Below are 13,505 nucleotides of genomic sequence, written 5' to 3'. Positions count from 1 at the left end.
GCCTAAAGTCCGGCCGCCAGACGTGTGCCCTGATTGATTGCCCGCTTGGCGTCCAGTTCCGCCGCCACATCCGCGCCGCCGATCACGTGCGGAGTGATGCCGCGTTCGATCAGCGCGTCTGCCAGACTGCGCTCGGGGACCTGACCGGCACACAGCACGATGTTGTCGGCTGCGATCAAGGTCGGGTCAGCGCGTTCCTCGCCAAAGCTGACATGCAGGCCGTCTTCGTCAATGCGTTCGTAGTTCACGCCGCCGACGAAATTGACATCTTTCATCTTCAGCGTCGCGCGGTGAATCCAGCCGGTCGTCTTGCCCAGGCCCTTGCCATGCGCCTGTTTCTTGCGCTGCAACAAGGTGACCTGACGGGCAGGGGCCGCGGGCTGCGGGCCTTCGGGCGCAAGGCCCGCGCGGTGGTCTTCCGGGTCTGTCACGCCCCATTCCTTCATCCACAGCGGCAGATCGGTGGTGGCGCTGTGGCCGTCTTCCAGCAGAAACTCGGAAACGTCGAAGCCGATGCCGCCCGCGCCGACAACGGCGACGGATTTACCAACCTCGGCCTTGCCGCGCAGCACGTCGATATAGCTGAGGACATTGTCCCCATCCTGTCCCGGAATCTGCGGATCACGCGGAGTGACGCCGGTTGCGATGACCACCTCGTCAAAGCCGGTCAAGTCGTCGGCACCAACCTCGCGGTTCAGTTCCACGTTCACGCCCAGCTCGTCCATCATGGTGCGGTACCAGTCGACGAGGCCCCAGAACTCCTCTTTCCCCGGCACTTGTTTGGCCATGTTCAACTGCCCGCCGATCTCGGACGCGCGGTCGAACAGGGTCACGTCATGGCCGCGCTGGGCAGCGGTCATTGCGGTGGACAGGCCAGCCGGACCTGCGCCGACGATGGCGACCTTTTTCACGGTATCAGCCGCAGCAATCACCAGTTCGGTTTCGTTACAGGCGCGCGGGTTGACCAGACAGGTGGTCAGCTTGCCGCTGAACGTGTGGTCCAGACAGGCCTGATTACAGGCGATGCACGGCGCGATCTGCGCGGACTGACCGGCAATGGCTTTGTTCACGAATTCCGCATCCGCCAGCATCGGCCGCGCCAGCGAGACCATATCAGCGCAGCCGGTCGACAGGACCTCTTCCGCCACTTCCGGCGTGTTGATCCGGTTCGAGGTGATAACTGGGATCGACACCTTGCCCATCAGCTTTTTCGTCACCCAGGCAAAGGCCGCGCGGGGAACGCTGGTGGCAATGGTCGGAATCCGCGCCTCGTGCCAGCCGATGCCGGTATTGAGGATCGTGGCACCGGCCTTTTCGATCTCTTGCGCCAGTTGCACCACCTCGTCATGAGTCGAGCCGTTGGGGACCAAATCGATCATCGACAGGCGGTAGATGATGATGAAATCGGTTCCCACCGCCTCGCGCGTGCGGCGCACGACCTCGATTGGCAGGCGCATGCGGTTCTCATACGAGCCACCCCAGCGGTCGGTGCGCTTGTTGGTGTGGGTCACAAGGAACTGGTTCAGGAAATAGCCCTCGGACCCCATGATCTCGACCCCGTCATAGCCTGCCTTCTGGGCCATTCGGGCCGCATTCACGATGTCGCTGATCTGTTTCTCGATACCCTCTTCGTCCAGCTCATGCGGCGGGAAGGGCGAGATTGGGGATTTCACCGGGCTGGGGGCCACGCATTTCGGGCCATAGGCATAGCGGCCCGCGTGCAGGATCTGCATGGCGATCTTGCCGCCCGCCTGATGCACACGTTCGGTCACGATGGAATGGTTTGCCACCTCTTTGTCGTTGGTCATCATCGACGCCCCCGGCAAAACCGAGCCTTCCAGATTCGGACCAATGCCACCCGTCACCATCAGCGCCACGCCACCGCGCGCCCGGTCGGCATAAAACTCGGCCACCCGGTTCCAGTCGCCGGTCTCTTCCAGCCCGGTGTGCATCGAGCCCATCAGCACGCGGTTTTTCAGCGTGGTAAAGCCCAGATCCAGCGGGGCCAGCATGTTTGGGTACGCAGTCATGGTGAAACTCTCCCTCCCGTCTCCGCATTTTAAATTGACGTGCACGTCAACTTTGTCACGCGAAACCTAACGTCACCCCCTATGCTACCGTGGCGGCGCTTGTTAGAGGTGGGCAAAACAACCTTGCGAGGCCGTGCATGACCCCTGATCAGATCGCCAAACTGCCCTATCGCCCCTGCGTTGGTCTGATGCTGATGAACGCCGATGGGCAGATCTTTGTCGGTCAGCGCAACGATCGCCACAAGGACGCCTGGCAGATGCCGCAGGGGGGTGTGGACAAGGGCGAAGACCCCCGCGATGCGGCGCTGCGCGAGCTGTGGGAGGAAACCGGCGTCACCTCTGATCTGGTCGAGGTTGTGGCCGCAACCGATGGCTGGCTGCCCTATGATCTGCCGCATGACATCGTGCCCAAGATCTGGAAAGGCCGCTATCGCGGGCAAGAGCAGAAATGGTTCCTGCTGCGCTTCACGGGTCGCGACGATCAGATCAACATCGAAACCGAACACCCTGAGTTCACCAAGTGGAAGTGGCAGGACCCGGACCGGCTGATTGAAGAAATCGTGCCTTTCAAGCGTGACGTCTATGAACAGGTGGTGGCTGCGTTTTCCGATCACCTCGGCTGATCACCGCCCCGCACGTTGGCGTGAGGGGGCGTAGTCGCGTCCTGAGACCCCCTTTAGCTTGGGGTCCATGAAAGACACCTTACCCGAACCGATCACAGCCAAACCCGCCGGACGCCGATTTGAAGGCCCAGACCGACGCGCGCCCTTGCGCGACGGTTTGAAAGGGTGCGGTGAGTTTGGGGCCACTCAAACAGCAGGCCGGTTCTATCCGATGGCCTGCGTTGCGCTTGAAGTGACGCAGCGCTGCAATCTGGACTGCACGCTGTGTTACCTCTCGGACCGGGCCGAGATGACCTATGATCCGCCGCTGTCGGTCCTGTTTGCGCGGATTGCGACAATCCACAGCCACTATGGCCGGGGTACATCGGTACAGCTGACCGGCGGCGACCCGACTCTGCGCAAGCTTGAAGATCTTGAGGCGCTGTGCCGCGAGATCAAGCGGTTGGGCATGCGGTCCTGCCTGATGACAAACGGCATCCGCGCCAGCCGGGCGTTTCTGACCCGTCTGGCGGCGGCCGGTCTGGATGATGTGGCGTTCCATGTCGATATGACTCAGGACCGCAACGGGTTCGGATCAGAGGCTGAACTGAACACTGTGCGCGAAAAATACCTTGCCCGCGCCCGTGGCTTGGGTGTGCGGGTCCTGTTCAACACGACGGTGTTTGGCGGCAACTTTGGCGATCTGCTCGATCTGGCGCGGTTCTTCCGGGACCAGCCCGAGGTTGCCTTTGTCTCGTTCCAGATGCAGGCCGATACAGGGCGCGGCGTGCTGCGCGCCCGCCCGGATGCCATCACGCAGGACAGTGTCATGCGCGCGATCGAGCGTGGATATGGCACGACGCTGGATTTTGATGCGGCTTCCGTCGGTCATTCTGCATGCAACCGCTACGCCAGCGTCCTGACCGCCGGGGGGCGAGCGGTCTCTTTGCTGTCGAACGCTAAGCTGGTGCAGCAGGTGATCGCCGCGTTGGAACAGTTGGACACGGGGCGCGAGGCGCATCTTGTGATCCGGTCCACGGTCCGTCGGTTGGTGCTGCGGCATCCGGTTTTGGCGATGCGGTCGGTGGCGCATTTGGTGGCCTCGGTCGCCCGGCTTGGCACGGGCTTGCTCCGCGGTCGGGTGCGGCGGCAGGCGGTGTTCATCCACAACTTCATGGCGGCAGATGCGTTAGAGGCGGATCGCTGCGCCTCATGCGTGTTCATGGTGGCGACCGGGAACGGACCCTTGTCCATGTGCGTCCACAATGCCCAGCGCGATCAGCATCTGGCCGCCCCGGATCGGATCGACAGCCCGATGGGAACCTATTGGTGGAACGCGGCGATGCGAGGGTTGTCGTCGCGGCCGGAAATTCCTGCGCTGGGCGACCCGGCCCATGCGCCGCTGAAGCGATTGAAGGGGCAGATGCGTCTGACCCGCCGGGACCGAAAGGATGCCTCGTGAAAAAGCTGCTGATCGTCTTGCTGCTGCCCTTGCTGGCGGCCTGCGCCAGTGTCGAACGGCTGGCGCTGCCACCTGCCGAGGCCTTGCCGGGCAATGCCCTGACCCGCAGTGCCCCGCCGCCGGGGCAGCGCGTGGATCACAGCGACTGGAGCGCGTTCCTGTCCCGCTATGTCGCGCCCGATGCGCAGGGGGTGAACCGCGTCGCCTATGCCAGCGTCACCGCGTCTGATCGTGACCGTTTGGAGGGGTATCTGGGGCAACTGCAATCCGTTGACCCGGCACGCCTGACACGCGATCAGCAACTGGCCTATTGGATCAACCTCTATAACGCGCTGACCGTGGATGTGGTCCTTGAGGCTTATCCGGTCGACTCGATCCGCGACATCACCGACGGGCCGCTGTCCTTTGGCCCATGGGATCGCCCCCTGGCCACGGTCGCAGGGCAGAGGCTGACGCTGAACGACATCGAACACCGGATCATCCGCCCCGGATTTGATGAGCCGCGCATCCACTACGCGCTGAACTGCGCCGCCGTGGGCTGCCCGAACCTGATGGATCGGGCGTGGGAGGCCAGAACCCTGGAACAAGACCTCGCCGCAGCCGAACGGGCCTATATCAACGAACCGCGCGGCGTGCGTTTTGATGATCGCGGGGGGCTGATCCTGTCCAAGATCTATATCTGGTTCCGCGAGGATTTCGGAGCGAATGAGCAGGATGTGCTGACCTATATCCAGACCGCAGCCGCCCCTGAATTGCGCGCCAGATTGCAAGAAGTCCGACGCGTTAAGGCTTATAGATACGACTGGGCGCTGAACGACGCCGCGGCGGGGTCATAAAGGCGCGGCTATAGCAACCCCTCGCTGCGCAGCAGGTCCTGCATGTTGGCCTCGGGACGCGGGCCGATATGGCTGATCACTTCGCGGGCGCAGACATTGCCGATGCGGGCGCAGGTCTCGTAATCACGGCCTGTCGCCATGCCAAACAGGAAGCCTGCGGCGAACTGATCTCCGGCCCCGGTTGCATCCACCGGCACCACCTTTTCGACCGGCACATCGACGCGCTGGCCATCATGCAGAACAGTCACGCCATCGCCGGAACGGGTGCACACGACCAGAGGGCAGATACCGGCGGTTTTTGCCAGCGCCTCTTCCAGATCATCGGTTTTGAACAGCGATTTGATTTCGGCCTCATTGCCGATCACGAAATCCAGTTCGTTCTCGATCAGCAGCAGGAAATCGACGCGATGCCGTTCGACGCAGAACGGATCGGAAATCGCGATCCCGGCCTTGCCGCCACCCTTATGGCAAGTGCGCGCGGCCTCAAGGAATGCCGCCTTGCCTTTTTCCTTGTCGAACAGGTAGCCCTCAAGGAACATGATCTGGCTGTTATTGGCCACATCGGCCGAGACATCCTCGGACGATAATTCCGAGGAAATCCCCAGATAGGTGTTCATCGACCGCTCACCATCCGGCGAGACAAAGATCATCGAGCGTGAGGTCGGCAACTCACCCCCCGGCACCGGCGGGTTCACGAAATCGACGCCGTCTTCGTTCATCGCATCCGCATAGAACCGACCCAAGGCGTCATCATGCACACGCCCGATAAAGGCGGCGTCCAGCCCCAGAGCCCCGGCACCGGCAATCGTATTGGCGACCGAGCCGCCCGGTGTCTGCACCCGGCCTTCCATCGAAGCATACAGCACCTCGCCACGCTCCTGCTCGATCAGTTGCATGATGCCTTTTTCGATGCCCATTAGTTCCAGGAAACTGTCATCGGCCTGGGAAATCACGTCCACAACGGCATTTCCGATGCCGGTCAGTTGGTAGGTCTTCATAGGGTTTTGTCCTCGAATTGACAGAGATCACGGATGATGCAGGTCGGGCATTGCGGCTTGCGCGCCTTGCAATGGTACCGGCCATGCAGGATCAGCCAGTGATGCGCATGGAGTTGGAAGTCGGCAGGAATGTTGTCTTCGATGGCGCGCTCGACCGCGTCCACATCCTTGCCGGGGCAGATACCCGTGCGGTTGCCGACGCGGAAGATATGCGTATCCACCGCCTGCGCCGGTTGCCGCCACCACATGTTCAGCACCACATTGGCGGTCTTGCGCCCGACACCGGGCAGGGATTGCAACGCGGCGCGGGAATTGGGAACTTCGCCGCCATAATCGTCGACCAGAATACGGCTCAGCTTGATGACATTCTTGGCCTTCTGGCGGAACAGGCCGATGGTCTTGATATGCTGGGTCAGACCTTCTTCGCCCAGATCCAGCATCTTTTGCGGCGTGTCGGCGATTTTGAACAATTCGCGCGTGGCCTTGTTGACGCCCGCATCGGTCGCCTGCGCCGACAGCGCCACGGCGACGACCAGAGTGTAGACGTTCACATGCTCCAACTCGCCCTTGGGTTCGGGGTCGGCTGCCTGAAAACGCGTAAAGATCTCGCGGATCGTGTGGTAATCGAGTTGCTTTGCCATCCGCGCCTTAATGCCGCCCGCAAGGCCATGACACAACCCCTTGGTTCTGGCCCAAAGCCAATGCGCAAGTTCCGGGTCGCAGGGGCGTGGCCCGCGCGCTATGGTTTTGGCATCAGATGAGGTGACTGCCATGAACGTCCAGACCCCGGAAAGCGGATACCACTACAACGTCATGCGCCGCGCGATCGAGCTGATCGATCAGGGCGGCGAGGGCCTCAGTCTTGAGGAACTGGCGCAGCAGATGGATATGAGCCCGGCCCATTTCCAGCGACTGTTCTCGCGCTGGACCGGCGTATCACCGAAACGCTACCAGCAATACCTGACGCTGGGCCATGCCAAAGCGCTGCTGCGCGAGCGGTTCACGACGCTGGAAACCGCCCATAACGTGGGCCTGTCCGGCAGTGGCCGCTTGCATGATCTGTTTCTGAAATGGGAGTCCATGAGCCCCGGCGAATACGCCCGCAAAGGCGCAGGTCTGACGATCTATTGGGGCTGGTTCGAAAGCCCCTTTGGCCCCGCGCTGGTGATGGGCACCGACAAGGGCATCTGCGGCATGGCCTTCGGGGCCGAGACCGGCGAGGAAGAGGCGATGGAGGATATGCTGTCGCGCTGGCCCTCGGCCGAGTTCGTCGAGGACCCGATGCACCTGCGGCCTTGGGTGCTGAGCGCCTTCGGCTCTGTCAGCGACCGTTTGCAGCCGACGCCTTTGTACCTGATTGGCTCACCCCTGCAGATCAAGGTGTGGGAGGCGCTGATGCACATCCCCTCGGGTCAAGTCACGACCTATTCCGAGATCGCGCAGCGGGTGGGCTCGCCACAGGCCGTTCGTGCAGTCGGAACGGCGGTCGGGCGCAACCCGGTCAGTTGGCTGATCCCCTGCCACCGGGCGCTGCGCAAATCGGGCGGGCTTGGCGGCTATCACTGGGGCCTGCCCCTCAAACGCGCGATGCTGGCCTATGAAGCCGCGCAGGCGGATGCCTGATTGACAGACCGTCCCGGCGCTGTCATATGGCGCGCCAGGTACGGGTCCCCTGCCGTTCGCGGCCTTTGGCTTTGGTGAAACCCGGTTGAATGCATATCTGTTGCCCTTTCCTGGCGCACGGATGGCAATGCGAACACCGTCCTGATTTCGCGCCCCTATAAGGAAGCGAGGCAAGACATGACTATTGATCAAGACATCGCTCCGGTTTCGGAGCTTAAGGCGCAAGCAAAGCGACTGCGCGAGAGGCTGCGCAGCGCGGATGTGATCCTGTCGCATAGCGAGGCGCTGGAACTGGTGGCCCATCAGCAAGGGGCCAAAGACTGGAATACGCTGCGTGCGATGGCTGGCAACCGGCTGCACCTCAGGGTCGGGGACCGGGTCAAAGGACGCTATCTGGGTCAGCCGTTCACAGCGGTCATTCGCGGATTGACACTGCTGGGCGACGGCGGGCACCGCCGGGTGACGCTGCAATTCGACGCGCCCGTGGATGTGGTGCGGTTTGACAGCTTCTCGGCCTTCCGGCAGCGCGTGACCGGCGAGATCGGCTGGGACGGGCGGTCTACCCGTCATACATCGGACGGAGAGCCGCAGCTCGTCGTCCAACCAGCCTGAAAATAAAGCGAGGCACCCTGGGGTGCCTCACATTTTGATAGTAGAAAACAGGCGTTACTCGGCGGCCCAGCCTCCGACGGCTTTGACTTCAAGAAAATCCTCAAGTCCCCAAATGCCACCTTCGCGGCCGTTGCCGGATTGCTTCATGCCCCCGAACGGAGACCCCGCGCTGCGCGATTTGCCGTTCATCTCGACCATGCCCGAGCGCAATGCCCGCGCCATGCGATTGGCGCGCTCGCCATCCTGTGTCTGGACATAATTGGTCAGGCCATAAGGCGTGTCATTGGCGATCTCGACGGCTTCCTCCTCGGTGTCGAACGGGATCATGGTCAGGACCGGGCCAAAGATCTCCTCGCGCGCGATGGTCATCTGGTTGTTGGCATCGGCAAAGACCGTGGGGCGGACGTAATAGCCCTTGTTCAGACCCTCAGGCCGTCCAGTGCCGCCCGCGACCAGACGCGCGCCTTCGTCGATGCCTTTCTGGATCAGGTCCTGAATTTTGCGCCACTGCACCTCGTTCACCACAGGGCCGATATGGCGGCCTTCCTCGGCAGCGGGGCCAACCTTGACCATGTTCGCAACCTCGGCAGCGGTTTCGACGGCCTGATCGTAGATCGGGCGCTGGACCAACATCCGGCTGGGGGCGTTACAGCTTTGGCCGGTGTTGTTCATCATATGCAAGACACCGCGCTTCACCGCGCTGGCATCCGCATCGGCAAAGACCACATTCGCGCCTTTGCCGCCCAGTTCCAGATGTACTTTCTTCAATGTGTCCGCAGCCGCTTTGGAAATTGCGGTTCCCGCACGGGTCGAGCCGGTAAAGCTGATCATGTCCACATCCGGATGGCTGGACAATTGCGAGCCGACGCCAACCCCGTCGCCATTCACCAGATTGAACACGCCGGGCGGGAAGCCGGCGGCGTCCATCAACTCGGCAAAGATCATCGCGTTCAGCGGGCTTTGCTCGGACGGTTTCAGAACCATCGTGCATCCGGCAATCGCGGCGGCCCCAACCTTGAGCGTGATCTGGTTCATCGGCCAGTTCCAGGGCGTGATCAGACCGGCAACGCCGACAGCCTCGTGGATGATGCGGTCGTTTGGGGCGTGATCGCCCAGCGGATGTTCGAAGGGAAAGGCCTTGGCTGCGCGGATGAAGGTGTTCAGGTGGTACATGCCCGCCCCTGCCTGAGCCGCCCGCGCCAAATCGATCGGGGCCCCCATTTCCAGCGAGATCGCCTGTGCCAGATCATCGTTGCGGGTCTGGTAGATCCCGGCCAGTTTCTCGACCAGTGCAATCCGCTCGGCAACAGGGGTGGCCATCCAGTCGGGCAGGGCCGCCCTGGCCGCAGCAACGGCGGCATCGGTATCAGCCTGCCCGCCCAGTGAGATCACCGCGCAGGGCTCTTCTGTTGACGGGTTGATAACGTCGAAGTCATTGGGCGCGGATGGGGCAACCCATTGGCCGTTGATGTAGAATTCACGCTTTTCGATCATGGCTCTCCCTCCTGATCAGACGGCATTGGGGCCGGTTTCCGGGCACTCTGGCACTGGCGGCATAGCGGGGCAAGAGGGCGTTTTGATCAAATCTCTTACCGCTTGCATGGGGAATGGCGTATCCTTGCGCGGGCCAATGGTTTAACTCTGACGCAGAGTGTTTAGGTTTACGGCAACCGACTCGGGTTTTTCACAGGAAAGGAGATGCACCATGGGTTTGCGCATCAATGACACGGTTCCCAATTTCACCGCAGAAACGGATCAGGGCACCGTTCAGTTTCACGACTGGATCGGTGACAGCTGGGCGATCCTGTTCTCGCACCCGAAAGACTTCACCCCGGTTTGCACCACCGAGTTTTCGGCTGTGGCCCAGTTGAATGACGAATGGGCGGCCCGAAACACCAAGGTGATCGGCGTATCGGTCGATGGCGTGGAAGATCACAAGAAGTGGAAGAAAGACATCGAGGCTTATGGGAACGCCAATCCCGGATTTCCGATCATCGCCGATGATGGGTTGGCCGTGTCCAAGGCGTTTGACATGCTGCCTGCCGAAGCCTACCTGCCCGACGGGCGCACCCCCGCCGACAGTGCCACCGTGCGGTCGGTCTTTATCATTGGGCCGGACAAGCAGTTGAAACTGTCGATGACCTATCCGATGACCGTGGGCCGGAACTTTGCCGAGATCCTGCGCGCGCTGGACGGGCTGCAGATGTCCGCCAAGGGTGTTGCGACGCCTGCGAACTGGGTGCCGGGCGAGGATGTGATCATTCCGCCTGCCGTGTCGAATGAAGATGCCAAAGAGAAATTTGGCGAGTTCGAGACGATCTTTCCTTACCTGCGTAAGACCAAGGCACCGTCTTAAGACGGACCGGGTCAGGGGGGCTGTCTGCCCCCCGCCGCGCCTAGAGGCGCGACTCCCCCCGAGGATATTTATGGCCAGATGAAGCAGGCGGACGCTGTGGGTAGCTGTAGAGTTTTGCCCGGTAGGCCGCGCGCTTGAATTCGCGGGTCAGCTTGTCGCTGAGCGGCGGGCTTTTCTGGATTGTCGAGCCGCCGATTTCACCGGCGATTTCCCGGTTGCCGCTGCCGAGCAGGGTGTGGATCGGTTGGCCGGTCAGCCAGTGCATTTGCAGAAACGTATCGACCGGGCGGTCGATCTGATCCGTAGCGGCCAACATGCGCGCGGCGGCGCGACGTCCCACCATCTGGCAGACACATTGCAACCCGACCACCCAAGGCAGAACCAGGCGCAGCCCGTTTTCCTCGGCAATGGTTTGTGCCGGAATCTCGCGTTGTTTGACCGGTATGCGGATGTAGTGATCCGGGGTCGCCTCACGCTTCAAAAGCGCCAGGATCTGCTGCAATTGGGCAGGGTCGATACGCAGATCATCTTCGGTGATGAGTGCCAGATCGATGTTTTCGTCCACCATTTTCTGCCAGATGCGGCGGTGGCTTTGGAAAACGCCGATTTCGGTGGGCAGCAGCGCAAAAGGGTAGTGGGGCCGATGCAGATTGCCGGGATGCAGGCAGACATCCGAAATTTGTTCCGGGTCGCGCCCGTTCACGGCCTCGAACAATTCGGCGTTGGGCAGGTCCGCGCAAAGCCTTTCGGCGTTTTCCCGCCGGGCGGTGCTGGAAGACATATGAATGACGAACGAGCGCATTGGCATGTGCATAGAGCACCCCGGCGTGTTGGGGAAGGGTGGTGATGGCGAAACACAGAGCCGTGACTGTTTGAAATGTTCCATTTGGCAGATAATGGCCGTTTTCCAGGGGTTCAAGCTGCGTGGGCGGCGGGGCGGGTTATCGACCAGGGATTTTCCAGCCCGCAGTTTAATATAAGCGTGTGCCGCAGCAGGCGTATTTCGAAGGGTTTCAGGACGGGCAGGACGGTGGGGCCGTATCCTTTTGCGCCCTGCCTGAGCGTCGGGAATAGGTTTAGCAGTTCCTTTCGGGTCTCGGCGGTCATCGCGCTAAGCGTCGTGTCGCCCGGATAAAGGGATTCAGACCAGATGCCATCGACATTCACCAGTTCATGCTGATCGAACAGGATATGGATGTAGTCGACGCCTTCATCTGGTGGCAACTGGCGGACAGATTTGCCATCAACCAGATTTTTGGCCGGGGCCAGCATCATTGGGGCGGAACAAAAAAGCTCCATTTTTGGGGAGGAAACCGCGATCCGATGTTGCGGTGAAACCACCAGATCGCGATTGGTGCAGGTGGTTGAAAAATGGTCCGACCTGACCCGGATCGGACAGAGATGCGGGGATTGGCGCAGGTCTTGCCGGGACAGCCTGCGTTTGCCGATCCAGCGGACGGGCCGAACCTGACCTCCGGCAACGATGACGGGATCTCCGGGGCGCAAAGCCTCGACCCGGCGGCGGCCTGTTGGTGTCAGGATCATCGATCCGGAGGTGAAGCAGACAAAGGACGGTAGTGTGCTGTATTCGGTTGGGGGTGTTGATGAGGGCCTGCTGGTGACTGCAATCGTGTCCCCGACGTTGGCCTGACCCGATGTGACAACCACATAGATCGGAGAGGTGAACTGCAATTGGACAAAGGACACAGCCTGCCCGTTGATTTCGCCCTGATAGGTTTCGAACACCTGAAAGCTGGAGGAAGAGTTGTGGAAGTTCGGGACACCGCTGAGATCCAGTTGAGTGCTGGAATCCGAGCTTTGCAGAAACGTGTCATCATCGATGATGTCCGCGCTATATGCGGCTTCGATTGAAACGCTATTGGTGCTGAAGGGGTCCGCGCTGAGTTCGTAGATGGTGATGGAGGCCACGGCGGAACGTCTTCCCAGAATTTACAAAAGTTTTCCTTAAGTTTGGGCTAATTCAACTTATAAGTGTTAACATATGGTTTACTAAACCGAGCGCGCGACCGCATGGATATGGGATGGGGTGAATCCCGAGAACCGGGCTTTCACGGATAACAGGAGTTTTGAAAATACATGCCCCCGCCACTTGGGCGGAGGCACGCCAGGGGCGGCGAAACCGGAGACGAACACCGCCCTTGGTGGGGCTCAGAACCCGTAGCGCAGGCCGAAATTGATGCTGAACGTGTCCAAGTCATCCTCGACCGTTCCCGTCGAAGCGCCGGTGGGGGCCAGACGCGCGGATGAGACGTCGAAGGCACGGGTATAGCGCGCATCAACGGTAAAGGCGGTGTCTTCGTTGATGTCATAGGCGACACCGGCGATCAGCTGTGCCGCGAAATCGGTGCCGCTGTCATCCAGCGTGACGCCGGGGCCGTAGGCGAAATCGATATCAGAATAGGTCGCACCCAGACCGAAACCGGCATAGGGGGTGAAGGCGCTGTTACCCTTGAAGTCGAACAGCACATTGGCAAAGAGCGAGGTTTGGGTCACATCGCCCGAGATATTACCCTCGGCCCCCGGGCCATTTCCGGAGAAGTTGACGCCGTCCACGTTGTTGTCGCGATAGGACAGCTCCAGCTCGATCCGCGTGCCAATGGCGTCATTGGACCATTGAGGGATCTCTTTACCGATTGCGATCCCCAGACCGACACCGCCATCGAAATCGGTGTCGACGGATTCGGAAGCGCCGCCGATGCTGCCGCTGAAGTCGGTATCCTGAAGGTCGCTATAGCCCAGGAAGCCGTGGATATAGGTGCCGTCCGTCAGGCTTTGCGCTGACGCGGCGGTCACACCCAAAATCAGCGCCGCCGAGGTAAGAAGAAGTCGAGAAACCATAATCCATGTCCTTTGTTCCGAATGGTCCATGGCGCTGATGTGGGCAATCGGAGGTCAAAAGGAAGGCGCGCGACCATCACTTCGCGTCACGGGATTTTGGGTGTGGGTGAGTGAATAAGTAGCCCAT

At 61.1% G+C, this 13,505-nt stretch carries 13 protein-coding genes; 6 read left to right on the top strand and 7 right to left on the bottom strand.

Annotation, left to right across the window (positions count from 1 at the left end):
* Window positions 1–2: 2 nt before the first annotated feature.
* A complete protein-coding gene (locus ACR0KX_RS10755) occupies window positions 3–2,030 on the bottom strand; it encodes an NADPH-dependent 2,4-dienoyl-CoA reductase (RefSeq protein WP_170623249.1) in 2,028 nt (675 codons plus the stop codon).
* Window positions 2,031–2,167: 137 nt separating this feature from the next.
* On the opposite strand from ACR0KX_RS10755, the gene ACR0KX_RS10750 reads away from it, so the two are divergent.
* From ACR0KX_RS10750 to ACR0KX_RS10740, 3 genes are all read left to right on the top strand, one after another.
* The gene (locus tag ACR0KX_RS10750) at window positions 2,168–2,653 is read left to right on the top strand and encodes an RNA pyrophosphohydrolase (protein WP_170623246.1); all 486 of its coding nucleotides are present in this window, start codon (window positions 2,168–2,170) and stop codon (window positions 2,651–2,653) included.
* 67 nt (window positions 2,654–2,720) lie between these two features.
* Entirely contained in the window at window positions 2,721–4,094 is a 1,374-nt protein-coding gene (locus ACR0KX_RS10745) for a radical SAM protein (protein ID WP_170623244.1), read from the top strand.
* Window positions 4,091–4,930, top strand: a complete 840-nt coding sequence (locus ACR0KX_RS10740) for a DUF547 domain-containing protein (RefSeq protein ID WP_170521277.1) — start codon at window positions 4,091–4,093, stop codon at window positions 4,928–4,930. Before ACR0KX_RS10745 ends, ACR0KX_RS10740 begins: the two co-directional genes overlap by 4 nt.
* A gap of 8 nt (window positions 4,931–4,938) precedes the next feature.
* On the opposite strand, the gene ACR0KX_RS10735 is transcribed toward ACR0KX_RS10740, so the two are convergent.
* Window positions 4,939–5,928 carry an adenosine kinase gene (locus tag ACR0KX_RS10735; RefSeq protein ID WP_170521279.1) on the bottom strand — a complete coding sequence of 330 codons (990 nt, stop codon included), beginning with the start codon at window positions 5,926–5,928 and terminating at the stop codon, window positions 4,939–4,941.
* Entirely contained in the window at window positions 5,925–6,569 is a 645-nt protein-coding gene (nth, locus tag ACR0KX_RS10730; protein ID WP_170453702.1) for an endonuclease III, read from the bottom strand. Before nth ends, ACR0KX_RS10735 begins: the two co-directional genes overlap by 4 nt.
* A gap of 130 nt (window positions 6,570–6,699) precedes the next feature.
* Between nth and ACR0KX_RS10725 the strand changes: the two genes are divergently transcribed.
* Together ACR0KX_RS10725 and ACR0KX_RS10720 are read left to right on the top strand one after the other, a co-directional pair.
* Window positions 6,700–7,551 carry a methylated-DNA--[protein]-cysteine S-methyltransferase gene (locus tag ACR0KX_RS10725; protein WP_480708406.1) on the top strand — a complete coding sequence of 284 codons (852 nt, stop codon included), beginning with the start codon at window positions 6,700–6,702 and terminating at the stop codon, window positions 7,549–7,551.
* Window positions 7,552–7,728: 177 nt separating this feature from the next.
* Window positions 7,729–8,163 (top strand): glyoxalase superfamily protein, encoded by a 435-nt coding sequence (locus ACR0KX_RS10720; RefSeq protein ID WP_170623240.1) that lies wholly within the window; start codon window positions 7,729–7,731, stop codon window positions 8,161–8,163.
* Window positions 8,164–8,217: 54 nt separating this feature from the next.
* Here the strand turns inward: ACR0KX_RS10720 and ACR0KX_RS10715 are convergent, their stop codons facing one another.
* A complete protein-coding gene (locus tag ACR0KX_RS10715; protein WP_170623238.1) occupies window positions 8,218–9,657 on the bottom strand; it encodes an aldehyde dehydrogenase family protein in 1,440 nt (479 codons plus the stop codon).
* A gap of 211 nt (window positions 9,658–9,868) precedes the next feature.
* On the opposite strand from ACR0KX_RS10715, the gene ACR0KX_RS10710 reads away from it, so the two are divergent.
* On the top strand, window positions 9,869–10,519 hold the full coding sequence (locus ACR0KX_RS10710) for a peroxiredoxin (protein WP_170521286.1): 651 nt from the start codon (window positions 9,869–9,871) through the stop codon (window positions 10,517–10,519).
* A gap of 40 nt (window positions 10,520–10,559) precedes the next feature.
* On the opposite strand, the gene ACR0KX_RS10705 is transcribed toward ACR0KX_RS10710, so the two are convergent.
* From ACR0KX_RS10705 to ACR0KX_RS10695, 3 genes are all read right to left on the bottom strand, one after another.
* Window positions 10,560–11,321: a glycosyltransferase family 25 protein gene (locus ACR0KX_RS10705; protein ID WP_170623610.1), complete on the bottom strand. Its 762-nt coding sequence runs from the start codon at window positions 11,319–11,321 to the stop codon at window positions 10,560–10,562.
* A gap of 113 nt (window positions 11,322–11,434) precedes the next feature.
* Window positions 11,435–12,448, bottom strand: coding sequence for a Hint domain-containing protein (locus tag ACR0KX_RS10700; RefSeq protein ID WP_170623236.1), 1,014 nt, complete (start codon window positions 12,446–12,448; stop codon window positions 11,435–11,437).
* Between the two features lie 240 nt (window positions 12,449–12,688).
* Complete coding sequence (locus ACR0KX_RS10695; protein ID WP_170453623.1) at window positions 12,689–13,378, bottom strand: outer membrane beta-barrel protein; 690 nt, start codon at window positions 13,376–13,378, stop codon at window positions 12,689–12,691.
* Between the last annotated feature and the right edge of the window lie 127 nt (window positions 13,379–13,505).

Source organism: Ruegeria sp. BG5, from assembly GCF_056538425.1.
This window is presented reverse-complemented; position numbering and strand designations above follow the sequence as displayed.

Coding starts and splice junctions, on each gene's coding strand:
- ACR0KX_RS10710 (WP_170521286.1), top strand. CDS start 9,869: ATGGGTTTGCGCATCAATGACACGGTTCCCAATTTCACCGCAGAAACG.
- ACR0KX_RS10745 (WP_170623244.1), top strand. CDS start 2,721: ATGAAAGACACCTTACCCGAACCGATCACAGCCAAACCCGCCGGACGC.
- ACR0KX_RS10755 (WP_170623249.1), bottom strand. CDS start 2,030: ATGACTGCGTACCCAAACATGCTGGCCCCGCTGGATCTGGGCTTTACC.
- ACR0KX_RS10735 (WP_170521279.1), bottom strand. CDS start 5,928: ATGAAGACCTACCAACTGACCGGCATCGGAAATGCCGTTGTGGACGTG.
- ACR0KX_RS10715 (WP_170623238.1), bottom strand. CDS start 9,657: ATGATCGAAAAGCGTGAATTCTACATCAACGGCCAATGGGTTGCCCCA.
- ACR0KX_RS10705 (WP_170623610.1), bottom strand. CDS start 11,321: ATGCGCTCGTTCGTCATTCATATGTCTTCCAGCACCGCCCGGCGGGAA.
- ACR0KX_RS10695 (WP_170453623.1), bottom strand. CDS start 13,378: ATGGTTTCTCGACTTCTTCTTACCTCGGCGGCGCTGATTTTGGGTGTG.
- ACR0KX_RS10725 (WP_480708406.1), top strand. CDS start 6,700: ATGAACGTCCAGACCCCGGAAAGCGGATACCACTACAACGTCATGCGC.
- ACR0KX_RS10750 (WP_170623246.1), top strand. CDS start 2,168: ATGACCCCTGATCAGATCGCCAAACTGCCCTATCGCCCCTGCGTTGGT.
- nth (WP_170453702.1), bottom strand. CDS start 6,569: ATGGCAAAGCAACTCGATTACCACACGATCCGCGAGATCTTTACGCGT.
- ACR0KX_RS10720 (WP_170623240.1), top strand. CDS start 7,729: ATGACTATTGATCAAGACATCGCTCCGGTTTCGGAGCTTAAGGCGCAA.